The sequence below is a fragment of the Seonamhaeicola algicola genome, from assembly GCF_007997385.1.
GTDB classification, from domain to species: domain Bacteria; phylum Bacteroidota; class Bacteroidia; order Flavobacteriales; family Flavobacteriaceae; genus Seonamhaeicola; species Seonamhaeicola algicola.
Genome location: NZ_VOSC01000033.1, coordinates 92,022 through 108,644 on the forward strand (window position 1 = coordinate 92,022; position 16,623 = coordinate 108,644).

Here is a 16,623-nt window from a genome sequence, read left to right on the forward strand (position 1 = left end):
TACGCGCAAAATTACCTAAACCCCTAAGTGATTAAAGTTAAAAAAAACATAAAATAAAGAATGGGCTCCTTAATTTTCTAGCATTTCTATTTCTTCTTGCAATAATTCCCATTTATCCATGAATTGTTGCAAATCTTTTTTCTTTTTTTGGTAGTTATCAAAAAAATTGGGTTGTGATGTTACCTGCTCATAATTAACCTCTAAATCTGCATCAATAGCTTTAATGGCACGTTCTAAATCGCTTATTTTGGCCTCAATATTACTAAGCTTGTTGTTTAAAGATTTGAGTTTTTTTTGTTCTTCGTAGGTTTGTTGTTTTTTTACTTTTGGAGTTTCTTTTACAACAGTGCGTTTTTCAACTTCTCTTAAATTATCAACTCTACGTTGCTCTAAATAATAATCAATATCGCCTAAATATTCTTTTAGTTTTTGATCTTTAAACTCATAAACTTTATTGGTTAAGCCTTGAAGAAAATCACGATCATGCGATACTAAAATTAAAGTGCCTTCAAATTTTGTTAAGGCATCTTTTAATACGTTTTTAGATTTTATATCTAGGTGATTTGTAGGCTCATCCATTACCAATACATTAAATGGCTGAAGCATTAATTTAGCCAACGCTAAGCGGTTACGCTCACCACCTGAAAGCACACGCACATATTTTTCAACCTCATCTCCTCTAAATAAAAACGAGCCTAAAATATCACGTACTTTGCTTCTATTAGTTTCATTAGCAGCATCAATCATGGTGTTTAAAACGGTTTTGTTACCATCTAAATATTCTGCTTGATTTTGGGCAAAATACCCAATTTGCACATTGTGCCCTAGTTTTAAGTGGCCGTTATATTTTAAATCGCCTACAATAATTTTGGCTAAAGTAGATTTACCTTGACCATTTTGACCCACAAAAGCCGTTTTACTATCACGTTCAATAAGCAAACTAACTTCACTTAAAACTTGGTTGTCTCCATAGTTTTTTGATACTTTTTCGGCTTCAACAACAACTTTTCCTGGGGTTATAGATACGGGAAAGTTTAGCGTCATTACACTATTATCATCTTCATCAACTTCAATTCTATCAATTTTATCAAGCTTTTTAATTAAAGATTGTGCCATGGTTGCTTTTGATGCTTTGGCTCTAAACTTTTCAATTAATTTTTCAGTTTGTTCTATTTGTTTTTGCTGATTTTTTTGTGATGCTAATTGTTGTTCTCTCAGCTCTTTTCTTAAAACTAAATATTTTGAATACGGTTTAGGATAATCGTAAATTCTACCTAGTGAAATTTCAATGGTACGGTTGGTAACATTATCTAAAAACATTTTATCATGCGATACTATTACAACGGCGCCAGTGTAGCTTTTTAAAAAGCCTTCTAACCAAATGATAGATTCAATATCTAAATGGTTTGTTGGCTCATCTAAAAGTAAAATATCATTGTTTTGTAACAGTAGCTTTGCCAACTCTATACGCATACGCCACCCACCTGAAAAGGTATCGGTTAGTTTATTAAAATCTTCGCGCTTAAAACCTAAACCTTGTAATATTTTCTCGGTATCGCCTTGGTAATTATAACCGCCTAAAATTTCGTAATGGTGTTGTAAATCGTTGATATCTATCATTAACTGATTATAAGCTTCACTTTCATAATCGGTACGTTCGGCTAACTGCGTGTTAACAGCTTCCATTTTAGCCTCTAAACTTTTAATTTCTGTAAAGGCTTCATAGGCTTCTTCTAAAACAGTTCTACCAAAAACAAAATCTATATCTTGTTTTAAAAAACCAATTTTTAAAGCTTTATCTGTAGCTATTTGGCCTGAATCGGGCTCTAAATCTTTTGATAAAATTTTTAGCATGGTAGATTTTCCCGCACCATTTTTACCAATAAGCCCCACACTATCGCCACCACTTAGCTTAAATGTAATATCTTCAAAAAGATATTCGCCTTGAAAGGAAATTGAAAGATTATGTATATTAAGCATAGATATGTGACTTTTGTTACAGTTATTAAAACTATTAGATTTATTTTTGTAAAGTAAAACGCGTACAAAAATACACTAAAATAAATGTTTACAAAAGGAACCAAATTATATAGCATTTTTACTGGTAGTTGCCCAAAATGCCACCAAGAATCTATGTACACTAACAAAAATGCCTACAACCTTACTGAAACTTTAAAAATTAACGAACGTTGCTCTCACTGTAATACAAAATACCGCATTGAACCTTCGTTTTTTTACGGCGCAATGTATGTTAGTTATGCTGTTGGTGTTGCTTTTGCCGTTGCTGCTTTTGTAATTAGTAACTTAATTTTTAACGCTAATTTAAAAGTTACTTTTATTTCTATTGTTGGCACATTGGTTGTTTTTATGCCTGTAATTATGCGTTTATCTAGAAATATTTGGATTAACTTTTTTATGAGTTATGATAAAGATTTAGTTAAAAAATAATTTGGGCGTTACCCTAAAGGGTCAGGCTATACGCTATATCTTTTTAAAACGCACCCACACTTTGTTTAATACTATTATAATTACTAGAATTTAGTATTTTAAATAACACACTACACAACACGTTTTAAAAAGGATGCCGCTTCCATCCTTAACGCAACGGCGTTATACTTTAAACCTTGTTATATCAATTTCAGGATCTAAAGGCACTCCGTTTTCAATAAAATTGTAAAGCTTTTGGGCAACATATGGCCCAATCATTACACCGCGTGTGCCCAAACCATTTAAAACATATAAGTTTTTATAGTTTTCATGTTGGCCTACTAAAGGTCTCCGGTCTTTTACTGTTGGCCGTATGCCCGCTACCTGATTAACAACTGTAAAATTGCAGTTAAGTAAATTTTTAAGCTTTTCTAACAATGTTACTTTAGCTTTATTTGTAGTTTTATTACTTAAATCTTTCCACTCATAAGTAGCTCCAACAATATAATTATCATTACCAAGTGGAATTAAAAAAGCGGCCGATTTTAGTACAAAATCTATTTTTAAATCTGGGGCATGTATTATAAGTAACTCCCCCTTTGCCGGCACTAAAGGCAAGTTATTAAAATAGTGGTTTTTAGTTAACCCGTAACCCTCAGCAAACACAATGTGTTTAGCTTCTATTTTATTATAAATTACATTTGAAGTTGTTACTTGTAGCACATCATAATCAAAACCTTTTTCTTGTAATTGATTATTATTTTTCAAGTCTTTTTTATAGGCTTCAATTAAGGTTTTAACATCAATTCTACCAGTATTTAAAACCTTACCAAAGCCAAAAGGCGCATTAATAGCCGTATTTGTATTTTTTATTATTTCTTCAGAAAGAAAATTTGCAAGCATAGCATTATCTGATGCTGCAAACCAATTATTTTGCTCTTCGGTTGATGCAAATTTTCTAAAAACTGGTATTTTATAATCTATTGTAATATTAAGCCTGCTTTCAATGGTTTTATACATTGGTAAGGCCATATTTAACTGCTCAGTACTTTTCCAAACGGCTGTAAAGCGTTTTAACACCACCGGATTATATAAACCTCCTGCTACCATTGATGATTGCTGCGAACCATCATCAAAAACAATAAAACTTTTGTTATTAGCCTTTAATTGCTCACAAAAACTAATACCTGCTAAACCGGTACCTACAATAATATAATCTACTTGCATACTGCGAAGATATAAAATGGATGTTTTTCTTTTTTATGAAATACAAAAAAAGCGCTCACTTGAATTAGTGAGCGCTTTACTATTTTTTGATTTTTTGGTATTTCAAATTAATATGTCCACATATCTAATTCAAAATCTCTAATCTTATCTTTAATTCTTTCAGATTCTAGCAACTGCATAAGTGCGTTGTCTGATACGTACTCTGTAATTTTTCTGTCTCCATAAACATTTTCTTCTTTGTAAATGTATCCATGAAAACGTCTGGAGTTTAGCACATGATCAAAAGAGAATGGTTGCGAACTGTTTTCATTGTTAAACGCTTTAGCCTCATGTAACACCTGTCTGGCATCTGGAAAAAATATCCAAAATAATGGCACTAAATCTGGGTTATCAGAGTCTATAAAATTAACATCGGGTGCTACCGGCGCTATTGCCAACAACCTGTATTTCATTTCAGATTGTCTTTTATCAAAATACCATAAACCTTTAATACGGTATTCAACAATATCAGCAGCAGTAATTTCTCTTCTATCAATGTACTCTGCAGATAAAGTTTCACCTGCATTTAACTGCTCAATACCAAGTTCAGTGGTATCAACTTTAGTTAATGCGGCTTCAATATCTTTTAAAGTACGTTTTGTTGAAAAGTATGAATCATCGTAGATGTTTTCTATTTTACCGTTTTTAATGTTTTTCATTAAAACATCATATAAACTACGTCTGTCTTTACCAATGTTATTAGTATCAATTGGGTAGTACAACGGAAAGTTAGAGCGCTCATTAAGCACTACGCGTTCCCACGTCATTTTAGCAAATAAGATATCTCTATCATCAACATAACCGTATTCTAAGGGCTTGTCATTATCTACTACTTTTTGTTCATCTGTTCGTACCCCAATATCTTCAGGACTTTTAGCATTTAAAATATTTGCTTGAGCAAACATGGTAGTTGCTGTACAAACAGTTGCTACGGTTAATAAAAAACTTCTTAAATTCATTGTCTTTTCTTTTTATTTATTAGGTATTACCTATGGTACTAGTTAGTAAGCTCAATAAATACTGGCGATACTTTTTTAAGCCTTACGCTAACACCGCTAGCTTTAGCTTCAATATCAAATATTTGAACGCCCGAACCTCTTTTTGCTTTACGTAAAGCTGCTTTTGCTCTACTATCTAACTTATTACCGTTTACAGTTATTGTAGGCTGCCCTGGTACTTTAAATTTAAATCCTGTTACACGTAATGGTAATTCAAAATCAAAATCATCAAACTTAGCACCAACAGTAGAAATTTCTAAAGAGTTTCTTTGCATTTTTAAAGCACCATCTTCTCCTCTAACTGTACCTGTTGGTTTTGGTAAATCTTTAATTCTGAAAGTAGCTCTGTCTGAAACTTTACCACCATCAGGTAATGTACCTGTTACATTAATTGTTACTTCTCTACCTTTTACTGATGTAGCATCCATTATGTATTTGCTTCCGCCTGATCTTGATAAACCTTGAGCACTTGCAGATACTTTATTATCTGGCACACCAGCAAATGAAATAGTCATAGGGTTTTTAACACCACGGTAAACTACATTCATTTTATCTGCTGAAATAGTTGCAGAATTTGGTTTTGATACAGTTGCAAATGATGAACTTACAGGAACTTCAATTTCTTCGCCATCTTGAGCAAAAATTAATTTTCCTTCAATTTTGTGTTCACCAACACCACCTGTACCTATTTTTAATTTTACTTTACCGTCTTCAATTGAATATTGATTTTCAGTAAGCTTTCTTCCATCTAATGTTAATTCAACTCTTGATGGTTTTGTTGAAGCATCTTTTCTACCTAAAACAATTTGCCCATCAAACTGCTCGCCATTGAAATAAGCAGATTTTGAAGTTTCCATTAAAGTTGTATAGTTTGTCATAGACACCTCACTAGAAAGTGTTCCTTGTAACATAGCCGATAACACTTGAGACTCTGTAGTTTTAATATCAGCTTGCAACTGCGTCATTTTGGTTAATGATGCCACTAAAGGGAAACCTTTGTAATGATAATCTAACCAATCAACAGGTCTGTTATCTCTATTAATTACTTGGTCTGTGCTAAAGTTTTTCTGTACATCTTTAACAATATCTTGCATTCCTTTTTCATCTTTTAAAATTTCAGAAACGCCATCTCTAAATGTAGCAATTTGATTTAAAAACTCTTTTCCTTCAGGCTTAATAACATCGCCTTTAAAGAAATTTTGGTCTAAATAATCTCCTTTATCCATAATTTCATAATCCGTAGGATCATCAATTTTTGCAACCATTTTACCTTTTAAATCTTCAAGATAATTGTTGAAGTTTGTAGCTAAAACGTCTATTTGATGAGCTTTAGCTTTTAAAGGTTCATATTTTTCAGGTTGATCTGCAGCTTTTTGGTCTAAACTTGCTACAAACGATTCATTACGTTCTGAAGCTGCTTTGTTAGACTGTGTAAGCTTTTCGTTCATTAATCCGAAGGCTGAAAGCACTTCTTTAGACATATTTAATGCTAACATTGCAATGAAGATTAAATACATCAGATTAATCATCTTCTGTCTTGGTGATAAATTATTTCCTGCCATTTTAAATTAGGTTTTGGGTTAATACTTTAGGTATTACCTAATTATTTATTCATTGCAGATAACATACCACCATATACACCATTTAATGAAGAAAGGTTAGATGCTAATGATTGCATTTGCTCTTTTAATTTTGCTGCGTTTTCAACAGACTCTTCGTTAATTGACGTTTGTTTGTTAATGCTTTCTAACTGTACTTTGTATAAGCTGTTTAATGATTCCATTTGAGCTGCAGCTAATGATAGCTCTTCACCGTACTTTTTAGTAGCCTCAATAGAATCTACAGTAGATGACATGTTTTTTGCAGCACCTTCAAAATTCTTAATGCTTTCACCTAAGCTTGAAATTAATTCTCCATCAATTTTAGCTTCTTTTAATAAGTTATCTAACTTTTGAGATAATAATCCTTGAGGGTTTTCATCTGAAGTTGCTCTTTCTTTTTTAGCACCACCAGCTAATTCTGGGTATACTAAAGACCAATCTAATTCGTTTTCAACTGGTTCAAATGCTGAAATAGCAAATATAATAGCCTCGGTTACAAGACCAATTGTTAACATTACATTACCTGTTAACGGACCAATTTCAAAGTGAATAATTTTGAATAATGCTCCAACAATTACAATTGCTGCTCCTAATCCATAAGCCATGTTCATGAATCTTTTACTTGCTTTTGACTGTGCCATAATTTTCGGTTTTTAAAATTTAAGTACGCTAGTACTTAAGTAGGTTAATTAATAGTATTTAAATTTGATTTGTTACGTTGTTAGTTGCTTCCGTTACTAGTTACTTTGGTTCCCATGTAATCTTGCACGGTTCTAAAGCCTATATAACTTCTTGCAGAATCTGCATACTCATAGTCTCTTGAGCTTACTTGTAAAAAGTATGCTACATCTTTCCAAGAGCCACCTCTTATTACTTTTCTGGTATTATCCTCGTCATTAACGTTAGGGTTAATAGTTGATGTGTACTCATATGAGTTAGGATCATAAGATGCATTTACCCATTCTGAGACGTTACCAGCCATGTTATATAAATTATAATCATTTGGCTCATATGACTTTGCTTCAACAGTATATAAAGCTTGGTCTGCGGCATAATCACCCCTTACTGGTTTAAAGTTAGCCATAAAACAACCTCTATCACTTTTTGTGTATGGGCCTCCCCAAGGGTATGTTGCTGCTTGTAGGCCACCTCTTGCGGCATATTCCCATTCTGCTTCAGATGGTAATCTAAATCTGTTAACTAAAGCTGCGCCTTTTTTAGATTTTTGATATGTGTTTTTATTTATAGTACGCCACTCACAAAATGCTTTTGCTTGTTTCCAGGTAACACCTACTACAGGGTAATCTCCGTAAGCATCATGCCAAAAGTAATCATTGTGCATTGGTTCATTGTATGAGTAAGCAAAATCTCTAATCCATACTGTGGTATCAGGATAAATTTCTACTTCTTCTTTTTTAATAACATCTTTACGAGCTATACCTCTGTTTTTGGCAGCTTCTTTAATGTCCATGTAATTATACTGGAACTTAAATTTTTTCACATCCCAAGTACGTTGCCCATTGTATGATTCTTCTAATGGTAAATACATAGTATCCATTACTTCGGCATAATACTCATCGATATACTCTGATGTATCAAAAATTAAATCAATGTCTTTGTTTATTTTTCGGCCTTCGTAACCAGTAGGCCCTAAACCTGTGTAGTTTTCAAACATATACTTTTCGTAAACAGTCATGTTTGAAGTGTCTGCGTCTTTAAATGCAAATTCACCTATTGTACCTTCATCTTCTTGAGTTAATCCAACCTCATCAGCTAAAACTGCTAAGCGCATTCTAACAATAGAGTCTCTAACCCAATGAACAAATTGACGGTACTCACTATTTGTAATTTCAGTAGCATCCATATAAAATGCTCTTACTGTTACTGTTTTTGCTGGCGCGTCATTAATACCAGCTAAATCATCATCAGCTTTACCCATAATATAAGCGCCTCCAGGAATAAGCTCCATTCCGTAAGGTTTTTCTGGGTGCCATTTTTTACCTTTAACACCCACTAGTTCTCCTCTATCTTTAGAGCCACAACTAGCTAGTATTGTTATTACTGCGGTTAATAAAATAAACTTCTTCATATCTATAGTAAACTCGAGGTTAATTAATTCAGCTTCTTAATTTGTGGCGTAAACATATCTATATATTTTTAAATAACCAACTTTTTTTAAAAAAAAATTACGTTTCATCGTAAAAATTTGGCATTTCACCGATGAAATTACCTTTTCAACCCTAACAGCTATTTTACACGCAATTTTTCCTAAAGGCTTTATACCAGCGCTCTGGCACTTTATTATTACATGCATCAAGGTAATCTTCGTGGGTGCAAGGTAATAACGTATGTCTCTTTAATTTATTATTTACTTCGGTTATAAATGGTATTTCAATCCACCATCTTCCTGTTTTGGTGCTCTTGTAAAAAATAAGCTCATCATCATCAACTAACGCTATGAATTTCTGATAGTTATTATCATTAGTAAAATCATCATCTTTTACTCTGTAGTTTACACCTTCTACAAAATACCATAGCATTTGAGCAACCAACATAGCTGTAATTTCATCATCTTTTGAAGGTTTATACTCATAAATACCAAATGACGATACTTTGTTACTTATACCTGCATACCGTGCAATGGCGCAAATTTCTTTACCATTTAATCCGTTAGGAGAGAATTTTTGTTTTAAACTTACTTCTGAACTTTTTACCGAAGTTAAATCTACACTCACAATATTAGCATCTCTTAAAACGGGTTCTACTAAAGAAATATTGTGAGACACCTCACCTAACCTGTACGACTCAAAATACAGTTGATTCATCAAATCTATTTCTTCTTGAGAATTGAAGTAAGTTTGATAGCCTACAGTTGCGTAGTTAAATAAATTGTATGGTTGGTTAAGAATTATTTTACCCACAAAACTGTTATTTTTTATGGGTTTTGAAGAATCACCTAAATCAAACTTACTATCTACATTAACCACATTTACCATGGGGATTAAATTATCATAAGCTCTGTAATTTGCGTATGTTAAATCTTGCGAGCCTCCTAAAATTATGGGTATAATATTTTTTTTAACAAGTAAGTTTATAGCTGTTTTTACAGCAAAATAGGTGTCTTCAACAGTTTCACCTTTGTGAATATCGCCTAAATCGGCCATGGTGGTATTCCAAGTACCTGGAAAAAGGCTATAAAAAGCTTTTCTAATTTCATCTAAACCAAATGTTTCTCCTATATAATTAACATCGTTTCTGTTTTCTAAAACGCCAATTATAGCAATGTTTACATCATCTAGATTTGGAATACCATTTTTTTCTGAATGTATTTTAAGTTTTCTTCCTAATGCTTGAGCAGATAACAACTCATTGTGAGCCAACACTAAATCTGATACCGGAGAAAGAAAGTTAAAATTCATTTATGTTATTTCTTTTTTGTTGTAGTTTTTTTTCTGGTTGTTTTTTTCTTTGGTGCATTGGCTTCAATAATTGCTTTAGCTTCATCTAGTGTCATTTTGGTAACATCAACCGTTTTAGCTAATTCAACTTTTACTTTGCCTTGTATTACATTGTGTCTTCCCCAACGTGCTTTTTCAACACGAATACCTTCGTCTTCCCAATTATGTACAACTTTATCAATTTCTTTTTGAATTTTGGTTTCAATAAGCTCTACAATATCTTCTTCCGATAGGTTATCCCAGTCGTATTTTTTATTCACATTAATAAACATGTTGTTCCATTTAATAAATGGCCCGAAACGTCCTTTTCCTTTTTGCACAGGTAAATCTTTATAAACGTATATTGGTGCATCGGCTTTTTGTTTTTCTTTTATTAAAACAATAGCATCATCTAAATCTACACTTAAAGGATCGGTGCCTTTTGGCAATGACACGTATGCTTTGCCAAACTTAACATAAGGACCAAAACGGCCGTTATTAACCTGTACTTCTTCGCCTTCGTATTCTCCTAAAGTTTTAGGCAATTGAAACAAATCCATAGCCTCTTCATAGGTTATGGTTGTTAATTGTTGGTCTGGGCTAAGACTAGCAAATTGTGGTTTTTCTTCTTCATCAACAGTTCCTATTTGTACCATTGGCCCAAATTTACCCAAACGCACACTTACTTGCCTGCCTGTTTTAGGATCTGTTCCTAAAATACGCTCACCAGATTCTCTATCAGCATTTTCTTTTACATCTTCAACTTTAGGATGGAAATCTTTCCAAAATGATTTCATCATTTTTTGCCAATCTTCTTTTCCTTCAGCAATATCATCAAAATCTTCTTCAACTTTAGCGGTGAAATTATAATCTAATATTTGGTTGAAATGATTCACCAAAAAATCTGTTACAATCATACCAATATCTGTTGGAACAAGTTTTCCTTTATCTGAGCCTACTTTTTCGGTTAAAGTTTTATCTGTAACTGTACCGCCTTGTAAAGTAAGTTGCGAGTAATTGCGCTCTACACCATCAACCGTTCCTTTTTCAACATAATTTCTATTTTGAATAGTTGAAATTGTTGGTGCATAAGTTGATGGACGCCCAATACCTAACTCTTCTAACTTTTTTACTAATGAAGCCTCGGTATATCGTGCTGGCGGACGCGTATAACGCTCTGTTGCTGTAATGTAATTATTTAGAAGCGTTTCACCTGTTTTCATTGCTGGCAGCATACCTTCTTGCTCAACATCTTCATCATCTGTACCTTCTAAATATACTTTTAAAAACCCATCAAACGTGATAACCTCTCCGTTAGCTGTAAAAGTTTCATTATGTGTAGAGGCTTCAATTTTAACATTGGTACGCTCTAATTCTGCTTCACTCATTTGTGATGCAATGGCGCGTTTCCAAATTAACTCATATAAACGCGCTTGATCTCTATCTATATTTACAGTATGCCTTGAAAAATCTGTAGGCCTAATAGCCTCATGTGCTTCTTGAGCGCCTTTGGTTTTTCCTGTATAATTACGTGGTTTACTGTAATTGTTTCCGTAAGCTTTTTCTATTTCGGCTTGCGCACCTTGGCGTGCCTCATCAGATAAATTAGTACTATCGGTTCTCATGTAGGTAATTAAACCTGCTTCATATAAGCGTTGCGCCATAGTCATGGTTTTACTTACTGAAAAATACAATTTACGTGATGCTTCTTGCTGTAATGTTGATGTTGTAAATGGTGCTGCAGGCGATTTTTTTGCCGGTTTTTTTTGTAAATCGGCTACCTTAAAATTGGCAGAAGCATTTTTTTGTAAAAACGCTTGAGCTTCTTTTTTGTTTGTAAGGTTTTTTGGGAGTTTAGCTTTGAAAGATTGCCCGTCTTCATTAGAAAATTCGGCATCAATTCTGTAAGATGCTTCAGGTGTAAAATCTTGAATTTCGCGTTCTTTCTCAACAATTAAACGTACTGAAACCGACTGTACTCTACCTGCCGACAAACCTCCTTTTACTTTTCGCCATAAAACTGGAGACAACTCATACCCCACAATTCTATCTAAAACGCGGCGTGCTTGTTGTGCATCAACTAAATCATAATCAATACCTCGCGGATTTTCAATAGCCTTTTTTATGGCTGCCTTGGTAATTTCATGAAAAACAATACGTTTTGTTTTGTCCTTATCAAGTTTTAAAGCCTCGGCCAAATGCCATGCAATAGCTTCTCCTTCGCGGTCTTCATCACTTGCTAACCAAACAGTTTCTGCTTTTTTTGCAAGTTCTTTAAGTTTTTTTACTACTGCTTTTTTATCTTTTGATACTTCGTATTTTGGTTTAAAATCACCTTCTACATCAACCCCAAGTTCTTTTGAAGGAAGATCTGATATATGCCCAAAGCTAGATTCTACTTTGAATTCTTTTCCTAAAAATTTCTCTATAGTTTTTGCTTTTGCAGGTGACTCTACAATCACTAAATTCTTCGCCATACTTCCGTTTTTGAAGCTACAAATGTATATGAAAAAAAGTTTATGTGCCCCATTTTATGGATTAACCCTGTAATATTTTTAAAAAAAAGCCCATATTTCAATGAGGAAATATGGGCTTTTGAAGTGTTTATTCTTCTATTAATCCTATTTGATTAATATCATCATTATCTTTAAAACCAATAACATTTTTATACACTAAATATGTTGTGTGATACGGAAATGCTCCTGTAAAAAGTACACCTATACCACATAAAAGCATACCTACTATTTGCGATAATAAACTAGCAACTATTAATAAACCTAGGGTAATTCCCCATTTTTTTGTTCCTAGTTTAAAGCTTACTTTAACTACTTCTCCTACTGATAAGTCTGGATTAAAAGCCATTACTATTGCAAAAAAGCTTATAGGTACAATTACATATAATAAAGGTATGTAACATAATAACGCAGATGGTATTGCTATTAGCATTGAAATTAACATTAACATAAAGAACTTGGTTAAATATTTCACTTTTACAAAATGAAAAAAATCAGAGGTTGTTACCTGCTCATTATAATCAAACTTCTTAATAATTCTGTAAAAACCAGCATTAAGCGCCACAGATACGGCCCCCAAAACAAACACACCAACAAATACTACAAGTATATATAACAATGACATGCCTGCAAAAAAGTTACCTATAGCTTGGTCATTTCCATAACCACCTTCTTGTTGAGCAAGAATTAAACCTAAAAAAGGCACATAAAATATAATTATAAGCGGCAGCATTATTAATATGGTAAAAAGCTGCAGTAAAAAACCGTGCAACCATGTTTTTTTAAAAAGTTCTATGGCTTCGCCAAATATGGTTCCGAAATCTAAAGTTTTGGCATTTTGAATTTTCTCTAATAAATTTGATAAGGTATTCATTATGTTTGGGTTAGTTATTTAATACCGAATAAAGGTATATTTTTTTCAATTACAAACAAAAACCCATAAAAAAAGTGTTAATAATTGTAAGTTAAGGGTGCGTTTACCCCTTCCAAATGTAGTTGTATTTTATGGCTACCTTTCACTCTTATTGGTAGTAAATTAAATGATACCGTACGCTCAAAATATGCCAAACAAGCTTCGTTATTTTTAAAATTTAATTTCATATAACGTTGTTCGGGTAATGACTCTGCAACCGTACCAGAATCTATTAACTGAAACTCCCAACTTGTACCACTACAACCCGATGCTCCAAATGTAACCTGCAAACAATCTGCTTCAATACTAGCATCTAAAATATTTAAACCTTCAAAATTACCTTTAGTGTATGCCTCTTCATCAACTAGTATTGTAAAATCACATGTATTACTTTCAATACTATCGTCTTCTTTACATTGTGTATTAAAAAAACCCACCATTAACACCACTAAAAATAAAAGTTGCTTCATAATTTTAAACATTTATGCTTTTTTTTTAAAAGATGAACTAAACACCAAATGGTTGCGTTTTTACGCATTTAAAAAGCTTATAAATTTTAACTAAAAATAGCATATGACACTTTGTCACAAAACCCAAATTAATTGTATCTTTGCAACTGCCTAAATTAATAGAGGCATAAATATTGACCGTAATTTGGTTGAATTATATTATGGAAAAGATTATAGACGAAAAAAAACAAGGCGAATCTTTAGTTTTAGCACAAAAGGAAGGCAATAAACGCAAACTTTTTATTGAAAGTTATGGTTGCCAAATGAATTTTTCTGATAGTGAAATTGTAGCTTCAATATTAAACGAACAAGGCTACAACACCACACAAATTTTAGAAGAAGCCGATTTAGTTTTAGTTAACACCTGCTCTATTAGGGATAAGGCTGAACAAACCGTACGCAAACGCCTAGAAAAATACAACGCTGTAAAACAAGAAAGCAACCCAAACATGAAAGTTGGGGTTTTAGGCTGTATGGCAGAACGCCTTAAAAGCAAATTTCTTGAAGAAGAAAAAATTGTAGACCTTGTAGTTGGCCCCGATGCTTACAAAGATTTACCAAATCTTTTAGCTGAAGTTGATGAAGGTAGAGATGCTATTAATGTAATTCTTTCAAAAGAAGAAACCTATGGTGATATTGCCCCAGTACGCTTAAACAGCAATGGTGTAACTGCTTTTGTTTCTATTACCCGCGGTTGCGACAACATGTGTACCTTTTGCGTTGTACCTTTTACACGTGGGCGTGAGCGTAGTAGAGACCCACAAAGTATTTTAGAAGAAGTTAATGATTTATGGAACAAAGGCTATAAAGAAGTAACGCTTTTAGGCCAAAATGTAGATAGCTATCTTTGGTATGGCGGCGGCCTTAAAAAAGATTTTGATAAAGCTTCTGATTTACAAAAAGCTACAGCAACCAATTTTTCTAAATTATTAGAATTATGTGCCCAAGCGCAGCCAAAAATGCGTTTTAGGTTTTCTACATCTAACCCACAAGACATGACCTTAGATGTTATTGAAACCATGGGTAAATACAAAAACATTTGTAAATATATACACTTACCTGTGCAAAGTGGCAGTAACCGCATTTTAAAAGAAATGAACCGCCAACATACCCGCGAAGCGTATTTTGAACTCATTGATAATATAAAACGCATTATACCAGATTGTGCTATTAGTCAAGATATGATTGCTGGTTTCCCTACCGAAACCGAACAAGATCATCAAGATACATTAAGCCTTATGGAATACGTAAAATATGATTTTGGTTTTATGTTTGCCTACTCTGAAAGACCAGGCACATTGGCTGAACGTAAAATGGAAGACGATATTCCTTTAGATGTAAAAAAACGACGTTTAAACGAAATTATAGCACTGCAACAAAAACATGGTTTAATGCGTACCCAAGAGCATGTTGGTAAAATTGAAGAGGTTTTAATTGAAAAAACTTCAAAACGATCAGATGCTCATTGGTCTGGAAGAAACAGCCAAAACACCATGGTAGTTTTTCCTAAAGAAAACTATAAAATAGGCGATTTTGTAAACGTTAAAATTACCAATTGCACCAGCGCCACCTTAATGGGTGAAGCCGTTGGTTATTCTGAAAACAATTAAAAAAACATACAGACTAAAGGTGAATAAAAAGCGTTTGTTATGCTTCTCTTTCATCTAAATCTTAATAAATTAAATGGAATCTGTTCAAGCTATAAAACAACGTTTTGGTATTATTGGCAATACGCCAGCACTAAACCGCGCTATTGAAAAAACCATACAAGTAGCACCTACAGATATTTCGGTATTGGTAACCGGTGAAAGCGGGGTTGGTAAAGAAAGTATACCAAAAATAATACACCAATTATCGCACCGAAAACACAACAAATACATTGCAGTTAACTGTGGCGCCATACCCGAAGGCACTATTGATAGTGAACTTTTTGGCCATGAAAAAGGCGCTTTTACAGGTGCCACCCAAACCCGTAGCGGATACTTTGAAGTAGCCGATGGCGGCACTATTTTTTTAGATGAAGTTGGCGAGCTTCCATTAACCACGCAAGTTAGGTTATTACGTGTTTTAGAAAATGGCGAGTTTATAAAAGTAGGCTCTAGTAAGGTACAAAAAACCAATGTTCGTATTGTGGCTGCTACAAACGTAAATATGTTTGAAGCCATTGAAAAAGAAAAGTTTAGAGAAGATTTATACTACCGCCTAAGCACTGTTGAAATTCACTTACCGCCTCTTCGTGAAAGACAAAGTGATATTCATTTATTATTCAGAAAATTTGCCAGTGATTTTGCATTAAAATATAAAATGCCAACCGTTAAATTAACCGATGGCGCTATTGATATACTTGTAAAATACCGATGGAACGGTAATATTAGGCAGTTACGAAACATTGCCGAACAATTATCAGTTTTAGAACAAGACAGAAACATATCTGCCGAAACCCTACGCTCATATTTACCAAGCGCTAACACCAATTTGCCCGCGGTAATAAAAACATCAAAATCTGAAAGCGATTTTAGTAGCGAACGCGAAATTCTTTATAAAGTTTTATGGGACATGAAGAGTGATTTAAACGATTTAAAAAAACTCACCATGGAACTCATGAAAAATGGTAATACCAAAGATGTTGAAAAAGACAACGAACATTTAATTCAGAAAATTTACGGTAATAACACTGATGATGATGCGCTTTATGAAGAGCCTGTACAAGAAACCGAGGTATTATCAATACCAGAGCATACCAGCAACTCTGAAACTATTGATAATTCACAAGACAAATATCATTTTGCCGAAGAAATAGAGGAAGAAGAAACCTTGTCATTACAAGATAAAGAACTAGAATTAATTAAAAAATCACTTGAACGTCATAACGGAAAACGTAAATTAGCCGCGGCAGAACTAGGTATAAGCGAACGCACATTATATAGAAAAATTAAACAATATGATTTGTAATTTTTAG

At 33.3% G+C, this 16,623-nt stretch carries 13 protein-coding genes; 3 read left to right on the forward strand and 10 right to left on the reverse strand.

From position 1 onward, the window contains the following. Nucleotides 1-69: 69 nt before the first annotated feature. Nucleotides 70-1,980, reverse strand: a complete 1,911-nt coding sequence (locus tag FUA26_RS14140; protein WP_147137520.1) for an ABC-F family ATP-binding cassette domain-containing protein — start codon at nucleotides 1,978-1,980, stop codon at nucleotides 70-72. A gap of 84 nt (nucleotides 1,981-2,064) precedes the next feature. On the opposite strand from FUA26_RS14140, the gene FUA26_RS14145 reads away from it, so the two are divergent. Continuing rightward, nucleotides 2,065-2,448, forward strand: coding sequence for a DUF983 domain-containing protein (locus FUA26_RS14145; protein WP_147137523.1), 384 nt, complete (start codon nucleotides 2,065-2,067; stop codon nucleotides 2,446-2,448). Between the two features lie 162 nt (nucleotides 2,449-2,610). On the opposite strand, the gene FUA26_RS14150 is transcribed toward FUA26_RS14145, so the two are convergent. The 9 genes from FUA26_RS14150 to FUA26_RS14190 all read right to left on the reverse strand — a co-directional run bounded on the left by FUA26_RS14150 (nucleotide 2,611) and on the right by FUA26_RS14190 (nucleotide 13,625). Next, the gene (locus FUA26_RS14150; RefSeq protein WP_147137526.1) at nucleotides 2,611-3,654 is read right to left on the reverse strand and encodes an NAD(P)/FAD-dependent oxidoreductase; all 1,044 of its coding nucleotides are present in this window, start codon (nucleotides 3,652-3,654) and stop codon (nucleotides 2,611-2,613) included. A gap of 107 nt (nucleotides 3,655-3,761) precedes the next feature. Next, nucleotides 3,762-4,652, reverse strand: a complete 891-nt coding sequence (gene porN / locus FUA26_RS14155; protein ID WP_147137529.1) for a type IX secretion system ring subunit PorN/GldN — start codon at nucleotides 4,650-4,652, stop codon at nucleotides 3,762-3,764. Nucleotides 4,653-4,690: 38 nt separating this feature from the next. Next, nucleotides 4,691-6,253 carry a type IX secretion system motor protein PorM/GldM gene (gene porM, locus FUA26_RS14160; protein ID WP_147137532.1) on the reverse strand — a complete coding sequence of 521 codons (1,563 nt, stop codon included), beginning with the start codon at nucleotides 6,251-6,253 and terminating at the stop codon, nucleotides 4,691-4,693. Between the two features lie 41 nt (nucleotides 6,254-6,294). Further along, a complete protein-coding gene (gene porL / locus FUA26_RS14165) occupies nucleotides 6,295-6,933 on the reverse strand; it encodes a type IX secretion system motor protein PorL/GldL (protein ID WP_147137535.1) in 639 nt (212 codons plus the stop codon). A gap of 80 nt (nucleotides 6,934-7,013) precedes the next feature. Further along, nucleotides 7,014-8,381 (reverse strand): T9SS ring complex lipoprotein PorK/GldK, encoded by a 1,368-nt coding sequence (porK, locus tag FUA26_RS14170; RefSeq protein ID WP_147137538.1) that lies wholly within the window; start codon nucleotides 8,379-8,381, stop codon nucleotides 7,014-7,016. Nucleotides 8,382-8,544: 163 nt separating this feature from the next. Then, a complete protein-coding gene (locus FUA26_RS14175) occupies nucleotides 8,545-9,711 on the reverse strand; it encodes a formimidoylglutamase (protein WP_147137541.1) in 1,167 nt (388 codons plus the stop codon). A 5-nt stretch (nucleotides 9,712-9,716) separates the two neighbouring features. Continuing rightward, a complete protein-coding gene (topA, locus tag FUA26_RS14180) occupies nucleotides 9,717-12,206 on the reverse strand; it encodes a type I DNA topoisomerase (RefSeq protein ID WP_147137544.1) in 2,490 nt (829 codons plus the stop codon). 127 nt (nucleotides 12,207-12,333) lie between these two features. After that, nucleotides 12,334-13,116 (reverse strand): hypothetical protein, encoded by a 783-nt coding sequence (locus FUA26_RS14185; RefSeq protein WP_147137546.1) that lies wholly within the window; start codon nucleotides 13,114-13,116, stop codon nucleotides 12,334-12,336. Between the two features lie 77 nt (nucleotides 13,117-13,193). After that, nucleotides 13,194-13,625, reverse strand: coding sequence for a hypothetical protein (locus FUA26_RS14190; RefSeq protein WP_147137549.1), 432 nt, complete (start codon nucleotides 13,623-13,625; stop codon nucleotides 13,194-13,196). Between the two features lie 200 nt (nucleotides 13,626-13,825). Between FUA26_RS14190 and miaB the strand changes: the two genes are divergently transcribed. Continuing rightward, nucleotides 13,826-15,274, forward strand: coding sequence for a tRNA (N6-isopentenyl adenosine(37)-C2)-methylthiotransferase MiaB (gene miaB, locus FUA26_RS14195; protein WP_147137552.1), 1,449 nt, complete (start codon nucleotides 13,826-13,828; stop codon nucleotides 15,272-15,274). A 73-nt stretch (nucleotides 15,275-15,347) separates the two neighbouring features. Next, entirely contained in the window at nucleotides 15,348-16,616 is a 1,269-nt protein-coding gene (locus FUA26_RS14200; protein WP_147137555.1) for a sigma-54 interaction domain-containing protein, read from the forward strand. The last annotated feature ends 7 nt before the right edge of the window (nucleotides 16,617-16,623 follow it).